Source organism: Alteromonas sp. ABD4_190, assembly GCF_056160105.1.
The window spans coordinates 1,792,682-1,809,242 of sequence record NZ_JBSWWN010000001.1 but is presented as its reverse complement, the minus strand read 5'-3'; the positions used below and the strand labels follow the sequence as shown (position 1 = coordinate 1,809,242).

General features: G+C 46.1%; 12 protein-coding genes. 10 read left to right on the top strand and 2 right to left on the bottom strand.

From position 1 onward, the window contains the following. Window positions 1-7 precede the first annotated feature (7 nt). The 10 genes from ACXAFM_RS07970 (at window position 8) to tldD (ending at window position 15,375) form a co-directional block, all read left to right on the top strand. Entirely contained in the window at window positions 8-481 is a 474-nt protein-coding gene (locus tag ACXAFM_RS07970; protein ID WP_474834081.1) for an agglutinin biogenesis protein MshP, read from the top strand. Then, window positions 481-4,203 carry a DUF6701 domain-containing protein gene (locus ACXAFM_RS07965; protein ID WP_474834079.1) on the top strand — a complete coding sequence of 1,241 codons (3,723 nt, stop codon included), beginning with the start codon at window positions 481-483 and terminating at the stop codon, window positions 4,201-4,203. The genes ACXAFM_RS07970 and ACXAFM_RS07965 overlap by 1 nt, the downstream gene beginning before the upstream one ends. Window positions 4,204-4,558: 355 nt before the next feature. Further along, the gene (locus ACXAFM_RS07960) at window positions 4,559-5,602 is read left to right on the top strand and encodes a rod shape-determining protein (protein ID WP_118490596.1); all 1,044 of its coding nucleotides are present in this window, start codon (window positions 4,559-4,561) and stop codon (window positions 5,600-5,602) included. A gap of 37 nt (window positions 5,603-5,639) precedes the next feature. Continuing rightward, entirely contained in the window at window positions 5,640-6,542 is a 903-nt protein-coding gene (gene mreC, locus ACXAFM_RS07955; RefSeq protein WP_474834077.1) for a rod shape-determining protein MreC, read from the top strand. Next, entirely contained in the window at window positions 6,535-7,011 is a 477-nt protein-coding gene (gene mreD / locus ACXAFM_RS07950; protein WP_474828413.1) for a rod shape-determining protein MreD, read from the top strand. Before mreC ends, mreD begins: the two co-directional genes overlap by 8 nt. A 36-nt stretch (window positions 7,012-7,047) precedes the next feature. Continuing rightward, window positions 7,048-7,638, top strand: coding sequence for a Maf family protein (locus tag ACXAFM_RS07945; protein WP_474834075.1), 591 nt, complete (start codon window positions 7,048-7,050; stop codon window positions 7,636-7,638). Then, window positions 7,635-9,101 (top strand): ribonuclease G, encoded by a 1,467-nt coding sequence (gene rng, locus ACXAFM_RS07940; protein WP_474828409.1) that lies wholly within the window; start codon window positions 7,635-7,637, stop codon window positions 9,099-9,101. Before ACXAFM_RS07945 ends, rng begins: the two co-directional genes overlap by 4 nt. 26 nt (window positions 9,102-9,127) lie before the next feature. Next, window positions 9,128-13,129, top strand: coding sequence for a YhdP family protein (locus ACXAFM_RS07935; RefSeq protein ID WP_474834073.1), 4,002 nt, complete (start codon window positions 9,128-9,130; stop codon window positions 13,127-13,129). Further along, complete coding sequence (locus ACXAFM_RS07930) at window positions 13,122-13,940, top strand: carbon-nitrogen hydrolase family protein (protein WP_474834071.1); 819 nt, start codon at window positions 13,122-13,124, stop codon at window positions 13,938-13,940. Before ACXAFM_RS07935 ends, ACXAFM_RS07930 begins: the two co-directional genes overlap by 8 nt. Next, a complete protein-coding gene (gene tldD / locus ACXAFM_RS07925; protein ID WP_474834069.1) occupies window positions 13,933-15,375 on the top strand; it encodes a metalloprotease TldD in 1,443 nt (480 codons plus the stop codon). Before ACXAFM_RS07930 ends, tldD begins: the two co-directional genes overlap by 8 nt. An 87-nt stretch (window positions 15,376-15,462) precedes the next feature. Here tldD and ACXAFM_RS07920 read toward each other — a convergent pair whose 3' ends face one another. Both ACXAFM_RS07920 and yjgA read right to left on the bottom strand, forming a co-directional pair. Beyond that, window positions 15,463-15,891 carry a hypothetical protein gene (locus ACXAFM_RS07920; RefSeq protein ID WP_474834067.1) on the bottom strand — a complete coding sequence of 143 codons (429 nt, stop codon included), beginning with the start codon at window positions 15,889-15,891 and terminating at the stop codon, window positions 15,463-15,465. 60 nt (window positions 15,892-15,951) lie between these two features. Beyond that, complete coding sequence (yjgA, locus tag ACXAFM_RS07915) at window positions 15,952-16,509, bottom strand: ribosome biogenesis factor YjgA (RefSeq protein WP_269917653.1); 558 nt, start codon at window positions 16,507-16,509, stop codon at window positions 15,952-15,954. Window positions 16,510-16,561 lie beyond the last annotated feature (52 nt).

The following is a 16,561-nucleotide window of genomic DNA, read 5'->3' as shown; positions in this document are numbered from 1 at the left end:
TAAAGAAATGCCCCAGTTAATAAACCACCGAAGAGGCCAACGTATTCTTGGTTTGTCTGGTTCTCCAGTTCGCCAAAAAGGCTCTACAACAATAGTTGCGATTATAATAAGCATTGTTCTTTTAGGGCTTGGTATAGCCTTGTCTAATCAAATCTCATCTAATATTCGTCAGCAATCTATTGAATATTATGGCGCTCGCGCTTATTTGGCCGCGCAAAGCGGAATGGAAGTTGCGATTTCGAGACTCATTAACGGTGCTAACCCTGCTTGTACCGCCATTACTCAGCCAGTAATTATTAATGCAGCTAACGTGCAGAATTGTGTTATTACGCTATCTTGTGAAGTAGAGACCGAGGTCGAAGAGCCAGAAGTAGCCGCTGGTGAAATTAGGGTTTATGCGTTAGGTGCGGAAGCACAGTGCAGTGCAGGCCAGCTTGAAACCTCAAAACGCGTTCTTGTTGAAGTGAGGCAGGAAGAATAATGACATACCGTATATCTCGTTTTCGAGCCTTTTTTATTGGGATGCTATCTGTATTAGCATTGCCCGTGTTAGCTATCCCCCAAATCGAAGGCAGGTTCATCGAACTTCAAAATACCTATAACAAAGCAGAGTGGACGACTATTAGTTTTTCGCAGGTGTACGATGAGCCGCCCGCAGTATTTATGCTTTCAACCAATCAGGGTGCTAACCCTGCTATCGTCAAAATTCGCAACGTGACCAGAACGGGTTTTGAAGCATTGCCCCTTGAACCCTCTGGTGAAGATGGCCCTCATATCACCATGGGAGGTCATTACCTAGCGATTGCCTACGGCGTTCACGAATTCCCTGACGGCGATATTGTTGAGGTAGGAAAAATGGAGCTGGATGCTACTACCATCCAAGCTGCTACCAATTCTCCCTGGTATTTTCCAACAGGACCATTAGTGCCTGGTACTGAAGATGCGCGATACGCAGAAGTGCCTCTTCAGACAGACTTTGGAGAGCAACCCGTTTTTTTCCACTCTATTCAAACTGTTAATAACCAAGTTGACGTAAATGGCAAGAAACCTCCCAATGAACATCTACTGCCATTCCTAACCATTGCAGCTAAATATGAAGCGCCTTCATACTATATAGCTTTGGAAGCGTCAGAAACAGATTATGAGCCCGTAACACGCACTGAAACGGTTGCTTACATGGCCACCACTGAAGGGTTTGACCGCAGGTTCTTTGACGACAATGGCGTAGAGGTAGTTTGGGAGGCGGATTTTGCGGATGTTCGTATTCAAGGCTGGAGCGACGGCTGTTTTCGAAATAACTTTAAGAACTCTTATACGCAAACCCCATTGGTTGCTGCCAGTAAGATCAGCCGCAATGGTCAAGACGGAGGGTGGCTGCGCAGTTGTCAGGTAAACAAAGACAGGTTAGGCCTTCGCGTTGATGAAGACCGAAGTTTAGATTCAGAACGTAACCACGCTGAAGAAGATGCCAGCATTTTGGCCATGACATCAGAGTTTGTCTTTAGTGGTGAAGTGCCCAGTTGTGACGTGGCATTTCCTGGCGCGGTTGCAGCTTTTGGTGGCTCTGCCATTAATCTTCCTGCTAATAGCCGTATTATCGATGAAAACAGCGGTGTACTCAGTGCAACGCAATTAATTCCTGGTGGAACCGCTGGCACAGCGGATTATCCTAAATGTGGAGAGCCGGGCGTCGACTGTACCGTAAATAACACAGACTCACTGACTGAATCACAAGCCAGAGCAATACCTAGTATTACAGTTGATGACAGCGGCCCCGAAATAGCAGCCGGTAATTTAGCAGGGGATTACTACTTCAGCAGGCAAAATGTGCTGATGGCAGCGGGTAACTATAACGTCGTAGCCCCTACACGCATCTATATTTCCGATCCAGGTACAAATCCAATTGGCGAGCCAACCCGATTCGTTATGGCTAATGCCAACGTTACTGTTGCTGATGGTGCTTACCTAGCGATTTATGTAGACGGCGACGTAGTTATTGATGGCTCTAACCCTAACGCCTTGGTTATTGCAAAAGGTTCGGTCACATTCGCTAATGTTGGTGATGAAACCATCATTGGTCGTTTTAATGCTGGTGGAGGAATTGAATCCGTTTCTTCAACAACGGCAACTCTTCCAGCACCTCTTAGAGTTACTGCAAACGAAGTACCGAATAATATCCCCGGCATATGCGGTCGAGAGGTTATCGAAGTACTTAATCACTATCGCTATGAATTAGCGGACAACAAAGGCAGTAGCTGCGCGGCTAAACAGATAACGCTTAAGGCTTGTGCAGATGTGAATTGCGATCTCATCTACTCTCAGCCTTCAACGGTTAATCTGTCTCCGCAAAACAATGCTAATTTTCAGTGGAGCGGAAATGATGTCGTCTCTTTTACTGGACAGATTTCGTTAGCGCTAGACAGCTTGAAAGGAAACGATACAAAGCTTGCAACACTAGGCGAAACGCCATCTTCACAGCTTCGCTGTTTTATTGGGGGAAAGGATGTAGGTATTGAAGGGTGTAAAATTGACTTCAAAGACGATGGTCTAGTGTTTAAAAACCTTACAGACAACACCGCCACTATTGTAACCCAACTATCTGGCAAACCATCAGATCAAGGCTTTAATAGTAAGACCTATGCTGTCGAGGCCTGTGGTAACTCAGAATTTTTAAGAAACAAAGTTGTAGATGTGGACCTTAACTACAATTGCGCAAGTTCTAGCACTTGCTCGAATAAGGTGGCCCTTTCAAATAACAATAACACGTATGAACTTGGGTTATCTGCGGATACCTTCGCACTGCAATTTGACGCAAACTCTCGCGCTGAGTTTACGGTGCAGTATCCTGATGCGGGTGAATTATCGCTCACAGGAACAATCACTGACAGGACAGCAATATCTGGGTCTTCAAATATCTTTACGGTTCGTCCGTTTGGGTTTGCTATGGACATTTTAAATGACGGTGGCACCAGTACGAACCCTAACGGGTATGCAACGAACGCGAATGGTACATTGCTAGCGCGCACGGGAGAAAACTTTGTGCTAGGTCTTCGTGCGGCGCAGTGGGTTGATGGGGAAGATAATAATAATGATGGTGTGCCAGATAATTTTGCTGATTTAGGCAATAACACCACCGCTGAACATTATTCTGGTAGCGTAGCGTTGACACCTCAGCAAACATTGCCAGCAGGTGGGACAACAGGTTCATTAAGCCTCATAAGCGTTAATTTTGACAACGAGGGGAAAGTTAATCAGTCATTAAATTATGATGAGGTGGGTGTCATTTCTATTGCTGCTCAAAGTGCATACTTGAACGATACCACGGTATTAGGCCGAGTTGATAATGTGGGCCGCTTTGCACCATCGAATTTTTCACTGTCAGGAACCGTGGTGGCAGCATGCGCTGCAAGCGATGCGTTCAACTACTTTGGCCAGCCCATCAGCGAAGTGAGCTTTACTCTTACTGCCCTTAACCAAAAAGGCAGCCGCACTGCGAACTACTATGATGGCTTCGACAAACTAACAAACCTTGGGCTGCAAGTTGAACATGACGGAAGTTTGTTAGACCGTTTAGAAAATACAAACACGATTTCATGGCCTCAAAGCGGTGCTACAGGTCAAATTACCTTTTCTGACGATGATATAGCATTTAGCCGCTTGGGTGGCGCAGCACTCGATGGAGCATATATGGATGCATCTATTGCGCTGGTGGCTGATAGTGGACAAATTGACAACGCAAACTTTAATGGGCTTTCTTGTACGGGTTCCTGTGTTGATGATTTTGGTGATGCGATCAGCTTTGCCTACGGCCGAGCCACGTTAATTAACAACTATGGCGGTGCAGATGAAGCCTTATTGCTTCCCCTTCGTACCCAATACTGGGATGGTCAAACGTGGCGCATAAACACGTACGACAGCTGCTCAGACTTTGCTCACGCTAATATAAATGATGCCTCAGGTGAGCTAGTTTCTTCTGAAGACGGAACCCTAAGTGAAGGTGCGTACGTCACCGGCGAAGGTATGCGCTTATCATCGCCAAATGGAGCGGGTAATTATCCTTTAACTTATACCCCCGAAGCGTGGTTGCTTTGGGATTGGGATGGAGATGGTGAAGCTGACAACCCGCCTAGCGCCACGCTGACCTATGGTGTTTATAGAGGAAACGACAACATCATTTACAAGCGGGAACAAATCAATAACTAATAAGGCAGTTAAATAGTTTTATTCACGACATTACAGGTAGGCCGAGCGGTAGCGGCCTCATTGTAAAAAGGTGTGAATATTTAGCTAATTGTTTTTGAACCTTCTAACGTTCTCGGGGTCATTAATGGTTCTAATGTAGGAATCAAATGATAAGCGCGTATGCATTATGCGTTTGTGGGGCTGACGCCGAATTTGCTTATCAATAAAGTAGTTATTTTGGCGCTAAGTGACACCATTACTTGCCCAAAATTGCCCCCATTGTTAAAGTGTGCGAATAAATATCGACTTCACGTTAAAGCGTCGCCATCTCACCTTTGCAAATACGCGTTAACACAGGAACAGGAATACACACTTCATGTTTAAAAAGCTTCGAGGCATGTTCTCTAACGATCTGTCCATCGACCTCGGAACAGCTAACACGCTGATTTATGTAAAAGACCAAGGTATCGTTCTAAACGAGCCTTCAGTAGTAGCTATTCGTCAAGAGCGCGCGGCAGGACCAAAAAGTGTTGCAGCAGTAGGTGCAGAAGCTAAGCGAATGCTTGGTCGTACACCAGGTAATATACGTGCAATTCGTCCGATGAAAGATGGTGTTATCGCCGACTTTTACGTGACTGAAAAAATGCTTCAGCACTTTATTAAACAAGTTCACGACAATAACTTCTTGCGTCCTAGCCCTCGTGTATTGGTATGTGTACCTTGTGGTTCAACACAAGTAGAACGCCGAGCGATTAAAGAATCTGCTTTGGGTGCGGGCGCGCGAGAAGTTTACCTCATTGACGAGCCAATGGCTGCGGCGATCGGTGCAGGCTTGCCTGTATCAGAAGCGCAGGGTTCTATGGTAGTTGATATTGGTGGTGGTACTACCGAGGTAGCCATCATCTCACTAAATGGCGTTGTCTATTCATCTTCTGTTCGTATTGGTGGTGATAAGTTCGATGAAGCTATCATTAACTATATTCGTCGTAATTTCGGTTCTTTAATCGGTGAAGCCACTGCTGAGCGCATTAAGCACGAAATTGGCGCGGCGTATCCAGGTGAGGAGGTTCGTGAGATTGAAGTTCGCGGTCGCAACTTAGCAGAAGGCGTACCTCGCGGGTTCACACTTAACTCAAATGAAATTCTTGAAGCGCTTCAAGAACCGCTAACAGGTATTGTTTCTGCCGTTATGGTAGCGCTAGAACAGTCTCCACCAGAGCTTGCTTCTGATATTTCTGAGCGCGGTATGGTACTTACCGGTGGTGGTGCACTTCTTAAAGATCTAGATAGGCTATTAATGGAAGAAACGGGTATCCCAGTGGTTATCGCTGATGATCCGTTGACCTGTGTAGCACGCGGCGGTGGTAAGGCTTTCGATATGATTGACCTTCACGGTGGCGACCTGTTTAGCTACGAATAAACAGGAAAGGCAACCATAAGGTTGCCTTATTTGTATCATGGATACTATTTTTACTCGCGGCCCTTCTCTAAATATCAGGCTTACGCTGGCGCTTGTTCTGTCAGTAACACTGATATTTGTTGATCATAAAATGGATGGCTTTAAATCAACGCGAGTATACCTTAACTCTCTAATGAGCCCGCTACAGTATATTGCTAACCTTCCGGGGTTAATGCTTAGCGAAAGTGCCCAGCGGCTTACTTCTAAAGAACAGTTGTTGGCAGAAAACCAAAAGCTTAATAACCAACTGCTGCTGATGAGTGAAAAGCTGCAGCAGTACGAAGTTATCGCAAAAGAAAACGCGCAACTTCGAGAATTACTGCAATCGCCCGTGCGTCTATCTTCGAAAAAAATGGTTGCCGAGCTGATGGCGGTAGATAAAAACCCCTATAGTCAGCAGGTGGTCATCAATAAAGGGGCTATAGATGGCGTGTATCCTTCTCAGCCGGTCCTTGATGACAAGGGGATTGTGGGTCAAGTGATGGAAGTGGGGTCAACTAACAGCCGGGTATTGCTGATCGCTGACGTTACACACGCCATTCCTGTGCGCTCCCTTCGAAATAATATCCGCTTTATCGCCACCGGCAGCGGCTCGCTTAAAGAATTATATCTCGAGCATGTACCGCACAGCGTAGACATTCAGGAAGGTGATACGCTTATTTCATCGGGGCTTGGAAATGTGTTTCCAGAAGGTTACCCCGTAGCAACAGTTAAACAGGTAGTGAGAGATGAAAGTCGTCCTTTCGCTCGGGTTATTGTTACACCGCTGGCAAAATTAGATAGGCTTCGTCATCTTTTGCTTTTATGGCGTACGGATGATTCATCACAAAAGTCTAAGTCAGATAAGGTTGAAAAGATAAATACACCTGCTACCAGCGAGGAAGAGTCTTCAGATGCGTAAACGTAACCTCGTTATTTGGTTAAGTCTGCTAGTGGCTCTGGTACTGCAAATAGTTCCTCTGCCCACTCAAGTAGATGTGTATCGGCCTGACTGGGTGCTAGTTGTGCTTGCATACTGGAGTATGGCCTTGCCCCACAGAGTAAATGTAGGTGTGGCGTTTTTAACTGGTGTTGCTATGGATGTGCTGGTGGGCACAACGCTGGGCATTCACAGCTTCGGTTTAAGTATTTGTGTCTATGTACTGGCCGCCAATTACCAAAGGCTCAGGAATTATTCTGTGTGGCAGCAGGCGATTATCATCGGTCTACTTGCTTCACTATATCATTTGTTGACGTTTTGGGTTCAGCACCTGTTAACGGATATCTATTTTCAAGTTGATTACTTGTGGCCAGTCTTAACGTCCATGGTGATTTGGCCGTGGGTATTTTGGCTACTTAGGCGCACGCGCAGACAATTATCAATTTCTTAATGTAAACACCTTCACGATTAAACCAAAGGTAAGCCAATGACAAAATCGGTAGTGTTAGCGTCAGCCTCACCACGACGCACAGCTTTGCTCAAGCAAATGAACATAGCCCATACAATACAACCTGCCGATATTGACGAGTCGCCCCGTGATAATGAGTCACCGATGGAGCTTGTTGCAAGGCTTGCGACTGAAAAAGCCCAAGCAGTTAGGGCGCAACTGTCATCTCAGCAAGCAATAACGGAAGACAAGGTTATTTTGGCCAGCGACACCCTGATATCGTTTAACGGGCGAAGTGTGGGTAAGCCCGAAGATAAAGCCGATTCAAAGCGCATTCTTTCGATGCTTTCTGGTAAAACCCATGAGGTACTTACCGCTATATGCGCACTCAATGACGCTCAGCAACAGACACAAGTCATTACCACATCTGTAACTTTTGCAGCATTGACGGATGAGCAAATTGACGCATACTGGGAAACAGGAGAACCTGCTGACAAAGCAGGGAGTTACGCTATTCAGGGTATTGGTGGCGAGTTTGTGGTCTCTATCAACGGTAGTGCAAGTGCCGTAATAGGGTTGCCGTTATACGAAACCCGCCAATTACTTAATGCATTTGGAGTTGTGTCGTGAGTGCTGAACTGCTTATTAACGTTACCCCGTCAGAGTCACGGGTGGCGCTTATTGAAAACGGAATACTGCAAGAAATTCACGTAGAGCGTCATACTAAACGGGGTTTAGTTGGCAATATTTATCGCGGAAAAGTGAGTCGTGTATTGCCGGGTATGCAGGCTGCTTTCGTCGATATTGGGTTAGAAAAAGCGGCGTTTTTACATGCCTCTGACATTGTCATCCACAATGAGATTGCTGAAGAAGTCTCGGCAAGCCACATTCAGAAGCAAGACATTCGTGAGCTGGTACGAGACGGTCAAGATATTGTGGTTCAGGTGGTAAAAGATCCCATCGGTACTAAAGGTGCTCGCCTTACCACAGATATCACTATTCCCAGCCGATATCTGGTATTTATGCCCTCGGTAACCCACGTGGGTGTATCGCAGCGTATTGAAGAAGAGTCAGAAAGAGATCGTTTAAAATCCCTTGTACAAGAATTTTGCGATGAGAATGGCGGCTTTATTCTTCGTACTGCCGCAGAGGGCGTGGGTAAAAATGAGTTGCAGTCAGACGCCGCGTTTTTGCGAAGACTGTGGGATAAAATTCAGTCTCGCATGAAAAAGCGCAAGTCGAATGTGCTTTATGAAGATTTACCGCTTGCAAGACGGGTTCTGCGAGACTTTGTAGGCACAGAGCTAGATAGAATTCGTATCGACTCAAAACTATCATTCAACGAACTACACCAGTTTACCAAAGAGTACGTGCCTGAAATGAACGGCAAGCTCGAATATTACCCAGGTGATAGACCTATTTTTGATTTGTATGATGTGGAAAACGAGGCGCAGCGTGCGCTAGAGCGTCGCGTGGACTTAAAATCGGGCGGTTATCTGATCATCGATCAAACCGAAGCCATGACCACTATCGATATCAATACGGGTGCCTTTGTTGGTCACCGTAATTTAGAAGAAACAATTTTTAACACCAATATTGAGGCGACGCAGGCGATTGCGCGTCAACTAAGATTGCGTAACTTAGGCGGTATGATCCTTATCGACTTCATCGATATGATGGAACCAGACCACAAACGACGTGTCTTACATTCATTAGAGGTGGCGACGAACAAGGACAGAGCCAAAATAAACATTCACGGTTTTACCGCGTTAGGGCTTATTGAAATGACCCGTAAGCGCACCCGTGAAAGCATTGAGCATATTCTGTGCGGTGAGTGCCCGGTGTGCAAAGGCCGAGGCACAGTAAAAACTATAGAAACCATTTGCTTTGAAATTATGCGTGAAATTGTAAGGGTGAATCGCGCCTATGACGCAGACAAGTTTGTGGTTTATGCCTCACCAAAAGTGGCAGAAGCCTTAATGGGTGAAGAGTCTCATATGCTGGCAGAACTAGAAGTATTTGTTTCTAAACAAATCAAGGTTCAAACCGAAACACTGTACAATCAGGATAAGTACGACGTCGTCATGATGTAATGCATTAACGTATACAAAGGCAAAATGTGACAAATTTTTCGTCGGTAGCCGCTTATCTACTTAAGAAGTTTTGGCTGCTACTCGCCGTGTTGCTTGTACTTTTCGCGCTTGTTTTAAGCGCTGCACGCTATGCTCTTCCGCATATTGAGCACAACAAACACCTGTTGGAAAATTATATTAATGAGCAGTATGGCGTAAACCTATCTATTGAAAGTGTGCATGCTGTTTGGCAGCGCAGTGGTCCTAGCGTTGTGCTCAATTCTGTGTCGCTGGCTAAAAACGATGCTTCTCCTGTTGCGCTGGATATCAGACAAATCTACGTTGAGCTAGATTTTTGGGAATCGCTACGTCACCAGCTTATTTCTTCCAATCGTTTTGAACTGCGGGGCTTAGAACTCGATATTGATGCCGAACGCCTTTCCGGTGACGGTAAGAATAACTTTCCTGTGGTGAAGGCCCTTGAGCGACTTTTTCTAGAACAACTGCAAAGCTTTTCACTAGAAGACGGAGTGGTTTCCGTGACCCACCTTAACGAAACCAATTCCTTCGATATAGAGAGCTTATCCTGGAACAACTATGAAGAGAGGCACCAAGGTTTAGGACAACTGAAAGTTGTAGACTTAGCCGCTAACTCCGCGTCTTTCATTATCGATATAACGGGCACGCGAGAAGAGTTTGAGGGCGTGTTCTACGCCAAAGCCGAAGAGCTTGATATTTCTCCTTGGGTGAGCGACCTGATAAAAACTAAGCGCCCATTAGCCCAAAGCCGTGCAAACTTCGAGGTATGGACGAACTTTTCTCAAAGTGAAATCACGAGTATACAAGCCGAACTAAGTGAAAGCCTCCTAGAGTGGGGAAGTGGCCGTGCGAAAACGGTAACCGGCATCAGCGGCGGTAGTCTTCAGGCGTTGCCCAATGCTGAAAGCAATCAGAGCGGGTGGAATGTTAGGGTAGACCAGCTTGTGCTTAACTCAAGTAATGAGACTCTTACCACTGATCTTATCGGGAGCGTAGGCGCAAACGGTGATGCGTTGATAAACACTGTGAAACCCGTGCAAATTAATCCTTTTTTGCTGCTACTCCCACTTTTCATGGACGACACTAGTGAAGAGGAAATACGCGGGCTAAATCCAAAGGGGGAATTAGCTACGTTGCAAATACAGCTGCATAACGGTCAGCCTTCTTTAGCCGCTAAAGTACTCGATCTACAGTGGGATAAAACGGATAAGGTGCCAGGCCTTTCTTCCCTCAACGCCGACCTCTTTTGGTATAAAAATAATGGCGCCGTTTACTTAGAAAGTGAAAACAGCGTGCTCAGCGCTGATGGTGTTATCAAAAAAGACATCCATATAAACCAGTTCAAATCCCGTTTTTATATTTATCCAGAGCAAGTAGACCAAGCAGCAAAGCAGTGGATAGTAAAAGGCAGCGACATGCTACTAGATAGTGATGCTGTTAATTTGCAACCGCAGTTTAAGCTGAATACGTCGACAGGCTTTATGTCACTTTATGTGGATGTAAACCCACTGGCGCTAAATGAGGTGAGCAGTTTATTTCCCCCTTCTTTAATGGGGGCTAATACCGACAAATATCTGACTCGTGCGTTTACCGGCGAAGGTGAAATTACAAACGCGCGTGTTTTGTGGCATGGCCGTACGAGTGACTTCCCCTTTGAAGACAATACCGGTATTTTCCAAGCTTATGTCGATATCAAGCGAGGGGATTTTCTTTTTGCACCTGACTGGCCTGCGCTCAATAACTTAGATTTGTCTTTGTATTTTGTGAACAATGCCCTAGTGATGGAGAGCCCAAGCGCAACACTTGCTGATGTAAAAATAACTGATATGTCGGCCAGTATACCTAGCTTTAAGGCTGATGCTCGCTTGAACATCTACGCCACCGGTTCAGGCTCTGGCGAGGCGCTTACGGCACTAATGATGGGCTCATCACTCAAAAACTCTTTGGGCAAAGTGTTAAATGATGAAGTGCAAATTAGTGGGCCGCTAACCACTAACCTCAAGTTGGATATTCCTTTTAAGGGCAAAGATGTAACGGCATCGGGTGCTGCGCATTTATCCAACAACTCTGTTTATATTGCGACAACTAAAATGCTTTTTGATAATGCGTCGGGGGAGGTGTCGTTTACTAATGGAAATATAGACGCAAGTGAACTCACTGCACTGTTTTTGAAACAGCCGGTGAATTTGTCGCTGTCTGGTAGGCAAAGCGACACGTACGATCTCCATGTAGAATTAGGTGGGCGTTGGCACGTACACCCGCTGGCTAACTATGTAAACACGGGTCTCACTACGTACATAGATGGTGAAAGTGAGTGGAATACTAAGGTAGACTTAACTCTTTCTAAAACCGGATTTGAATATTCCGCAAATCTCTCGGCAGATTTAACGGCAACACAAAGTATATTACCTGCTCCTTTTGATACTGCAGCCGGTACAAGCTTACCTCTACAGATAATCAGTACTGGCGATGGCAAAGCATCGAACGTTAAAGCCACGCTTGGCAGTAAAATCCGTTTTGACGGTGTGCTACCCCACAAAGAAATGCAGTTTTCGCGGGCGCATTTGGCCCTAGGTGAAAGCGATATAGCCAATATTGGGACAGGCTTTAGTATCAGTGCGAATCTAGCTCACGCCGATGTACAAGAGTGGTTTACCACTATCGACATGTTGCTCTCTGGCAAAGGGGAAAACACCGGCAATACTTATACGCAAACCGATGAACAGCCCGCTAGCCAATCTGACGTGACTGAAGTTAAGCGCACGAATTTGTTCGGCACGCCCTCTCGTATATTTGCTAAAGCCGACATGCTTAATTTTGCTGGTCACAGCATTAATAAGGCCGAACTAAATGCAGTTGAGCGCAACAAGGATTGGATTTTGGACCTAGCTTCACCTCAGGCTAGGGCAACTATTCGCATTAACAGTGATTTAAATGAACAAGGCATCGAAGTAAACGCCGACTATTTGTCGTTAGATAAACCTATTGAACCTGAGGCATCTGCAACAGCAGATAGTCATAGTAATGCCGCATTATCTGCAACTAGCGCCGCTTCAAGCGAAGAAGATGAGTCACCTTATAATATCGACCCCAACACACTGCCGCCCATTTATTTTTATTGCCAGTCATGCGGCGTACATGGCATTGATTTAGGTGAAGTAACGTTAGACGTGGCAAAAGAAGATAATGGCCTAGCAATACGACAGCTTTTGGTAAAATCTGATGAAACCAACATTACCGCAACGGGCTACTGGAAGCATGTAAGTGGCGAGGTGAAAAGCGCGTTAAACGGCACCTTAACGTCTCCAGATGTTGGGCAAATGCTAAAAGAGTATGGCGTTGAATCTGGCATTAAAGATTCCAGTGCAAACGTGCAGTTCGACATTAACTGGCCCAATGCGCCAATGGACTTTGGGTTTGAACAGCTTAACGGCAACGTAGAGTGGACGCTGTCTGATGGTTATCTTACGGAGTTGAGTGACCAGGGGTCGCGAATATTTACCCTGTTCAGCTTAAACTCGTTAGTAAGAAAGCTCAGCCTTGATTTTCGAGACGTCTTTGCCAAAGGCTTTTTCTACGACGACATGGGCGGTACCTTAAGCATTGTTAACGGCAAAGCATATACTGACGATACTGAAATTGACGGCGGCGCGGGAGAAATAGAAATTACCGGCTTCACCGACTTGAATACGGGCGGATTAAATTACAACGTGTCGTTCGCGCCCAATGTAACAGGGAACCTCCCGTTTCTCGTGTATTTCTTAGCAACGCCGCCTACCGCATTAGCTGCCCTTGCCATTGACCAAGTGTTGACCTCTGCGAAAGTCATTTCAAATGTGAACTATCGCGTAACGGGTACCATAAAAGAACCTAAGTTCGACGAAGTTGAGCGCAATAGTAAAGACATTAGCTTACCTGCTCAAAATGCGCCCGTACCGGCCAATCCCCAAGACAGGCCATTAACGGAAGATGACGTACGCAGGCTGAAAATGGAGGTGATCGATGGTTGATTTAGTAGCACTACAAATGACTTCTACGCCAAATGTGGAAGAGAATCTCGACACCGTTGCAAACGAAATGGCATCGGCAAAGATTGAGAAAGACAGTTTAGTTGTGCTTCCAGAGTGTTTTGCTTATTTCGGCGGTCAAGACAAAGGGCAACTTACTGTGGCAGAAACAAAGGGCGAAGGTGAGATTCAGCGCCGTTTGTCAGCGCTTGCTGCACAATACCAGTGCTATCTGGTCTCGGGTACGTTTCCAGTGAAAACCAATAGCCCAGAGAAGTTTTCCGCAGCCTGTATGCTGTTTGGCCCCAATGGCGATGTGCTAGCAGACTACCGCAAAATTCACATGTTCGATGTATCGGTTAACGACAACACGGGCAGTTATCGTGAATCGGCGACAACCGAAGCGGGCAGCGAGGTGGTTACTGTTGAAACGCCAATAGGCAACATTGGTCTTGCGGTGTGCTATGATGTACGCTTTCCAGGGTTATTTACTGCAATGGGCGATATCGATATTTTGGTGTTGCCAGCGGCCTTTACCCAACGCACCGGAGAAGCGCATTGGCATGCGTTGTTGCAAGCCAGAGCCATTGAAAAGCAGTGCTTTGTGGTAGCTGCAAATCAAAGTGGTGTGCATGCAAATGGCCGCGAAACTTACGGTCACAGTCTTGTACTGTCGCCTTGGGGAGAAACCCTTGCCGAACAAGTCTCTGAAACGGGGCTGGTATCGGCAAACGTAGATATTGCAACAAGAGAAACTATTAAACAGAATATGCCGGTTGCCGAACATAACCGATTCAGGAGTCACTTTGTCTAAATCTGTTGAGCGTCATTTATTATCTGACTCAGGGCTAGATATCACTAAGCTAGAGCGTGCTTTAGCGACCATTCATCGCCACGATACCGACTATGCCGATTTATATTTTCAGTCGAGCCAACACGAAAGTTGGGTGTTGGAAGACGGTATTATCAAAGAAGGCAGCTATAACATTGAGCGAGGCGTAGGCGTACGTGCTATTAGCGGTGAAAAAACGGGCTTTGCTTATTCTGATGAAATAAGCGAAGAAGCGTTAACTAAAGCGTGCAAAGCGGCTCGCGGCATTGCGCCAAGCGGCGGTTCACAACAAGTTGCTTCGCTTGGACAAAAACCAGTGCAAGCGCGATACAGCGAAAATAACCCTATTCTTGCGATGCAAGACGCTGAGAAAATTTCGCTTTTAAAAGCAGTAGATGCCTACATCCGCAAACAAGAACCGTCTGCCAATCAGGTAGTGGTGAGCTTAAGCGGTGTGTATGAAGAAATTTTAGTTGCTGGTAGCGACGGTACGTTAGCCACAGATATTCGTCCGCTTGTGCGCTTAAACTGCTCAGTATTGCTAGAACAAGGTGATAGGCGCGAGCGCGGTTCAGCGGGTGCTGGCGGGCGATACGCTTACTCATTCTTTAAGCAAGATGAAGATGGCAAACCCTATTATGAGCAACTAGCCGATGATGCACTTCACATGGCGCGGGTTAACATGCAGGCAGTGGCCTCACCAGCAGGCGCTATGCCTGTGGTGTTAGGAAACGGTTGGCCTGGTGTATTACTTCACGAAGCAGTAGGTCACGGTCTGGAAGGCGACTTTAACCGTAAAGGTGCATCAACTTTCAGCGGTCGCATTGGCGAGCGCGTTGCCGCCAAAGGTGTAACCGTTGTTGATGACGGTACATTAAGCGATCGTCGCGGTTCGTTGTCAGTGGATGACGAAGGCACGCCAACAGCACATAACGTGCTTATTGAAGACGGTATTTTGAAAGGCTATATGCAGGACAAACACAACGCTAAGCTTATGGGCGTTGCGCCTACCGGAAATGGCCGTCGTGAGTCTTACGCACACTTGCCTATGCCTCGTATGACCAATACTTACATGCTGGAAGGTCAACACGATCCGCAGGAAATTATTGCCTCTATCGACAAAGGTATTTACGCACCGAACTTCGCTGGCGGCCAGGTAGATATTACGTCTGGCAAATTCGTGTTCTCTAGCGCTGAAGCTTATCTTATCGAAAACGGTAAAATTACTGCACCAGTGAAAGGGGCAACCTTAATTGGTAACGGCCCAGAGGTTATGCAAAAAATCTCAATGATTGGTAACGATACTGCGCTAGATAAAGGCGTGGGTGTATGCGGTAAAGACGGTCAAAGCGTACCAGTAGGTGTAGGCCAACCTACACTTAAAATTGACGAGTTGACGGTGGGTGGTACGGCTTAATTCAGCTCAAGCCCGTAAATTGGAAAATTAAAAAAGGTTGGGCCTAGGCACCAACCTTTTTTGTATGCGGGCTGGTATAGGCCGTGGCTAACTTTCAAATCCTTTTTCATTTAACCACTCAATAGCATCTTCCTCGTTGGTAAAAATACCTAGCTCAAGGCCTGCATTGTCGTAAATTCTCTGAAATTGCGCCCTTACAATAGGCTGTACTGTAGTGTCACCAATAACTAGCGCACCAAGCGCCATTCCGTGTTGCGCACGCCACTCAACCGAACGCTGAAGTTCTTTTTCGCCGGCTTTCGTTAGAAGGGCTGAACCATGCAAAAAACCTAAAAATGCCCAGTGATTCCCACCAAAGCTGTTTATTACATCCATCATATCCCGCGCATAGCGTTCAATGTCTGAGTCATCGGCAATACCTTCAGCCGACACGCCAACAATGTTACCAAGTACAGCAATTTGATACTGACCGTACTTGCTTTTCAGTGTTGCGCTAGGGTTGGAAAATATTTTCACACTTCCCCCTTTGGCTAGTGAACGAAACTGTGGTGTTGAGATTACTTTAATTGCAGACCGTTAATCCTCATGAATAACGTCTTTCAAATATTGAAATAACTCTCTGAACGCTTTGGGCGGCGCATTTTTTTCACGCTCTTTCTTAATTTGGCGGTGGAATTGACGCAACTTTTGGCGGTCAAGTTCTGGGTGCGCTTCAATCAACTTCTGAATGGCGGGGTCGCCCTGTTCAATTACTGCTTCTCTGGCTTTCTCTAGCGCATGAAAAGCCGCGTTGGCAGCTTGGTGCTGGTGGGTAAGTTTTGCAAGAGCTTCTTCTATATCGGCAGTATCGCGATTACGCAGTGCTTTACCAATAAACTGAAGCTGGCGTCGATAGCCATCTTTTTTCTTGTTAACTTTACGGGCAATAGCAACCGCATCGGCCAGCTCTTCATCCATTGGAATCGTCGCTATGTGAGCATCGGTCAGGTTAACCAAGGTTTCACCTAGCTTGTGAAGTTCTTTTGCTTGACGCTTTAGCTCAGTTTTACTGACAAACTCTTCCTCTTCGAACTCATCTGCTTGCGCATCTTCGAAGTAAGGATCTTCAGGAGAATTGTATTTCTGATCACTCATTTCAAACTCATTAGTGTTACACTTTAGCTAAATTGTAACTATCACAGTCGAA

Coding starts and splice junctions, on each gene's coding strand:
- ACXAFM_RS07970 (WP_474834081.1), top strand. CDS start 8: ATGCCCCAGTTAATAAACCACCGAAGAGGCCAACGTATTCTTGGTTTG.
- mreC (WP_474834077.1), top strand. CDS start 5,640: ATGGATACTATTTTTACTCGCGGCCCTTCTCTAAATATCAGGCTTACG.
- ACXAFM_RS07960 (WP_118490596.1), top strand. CDS start 4,559: ATGTTTAAAAAGCTTCGAGGCATGTTCTCTAACGATCTGTCCATCGAC.
- ACXAFM_RS07965 (WP_474834079.1), top strand. CDS start 481: ATGACATACCGTATATCTCGTTTTCGAGCCTTTTTTATTGGGATGCTA.
- mreD (WP_474828413.1), top strand. CDS start 6,535: ATGCGTAAACGTAACCTCGTTATTTGGTTAAGTCTGCTAGTGGCTCTG.
- ACXAFM_RS07930 (WP_474834071.1), top strand. CDS start 13,122: ATGGTTGATTTAGTAGCACTACAAATGACTTCTACGCCAAATGTGGAA.
- ACXAFM_RS07945 (WP_474834075.1), top strand. CDS start 7,048: ATGACAAAATCGGTAGTGTTAGCGTCAGCCTCACCACGACGCACAGCT.
- yjgA (WP_269917653.1), bottom strand. CDS start 16,509: ATGAGTGATCAGAAATACAATTCTCCTGAAGATCCTTACTTCGAAGAT.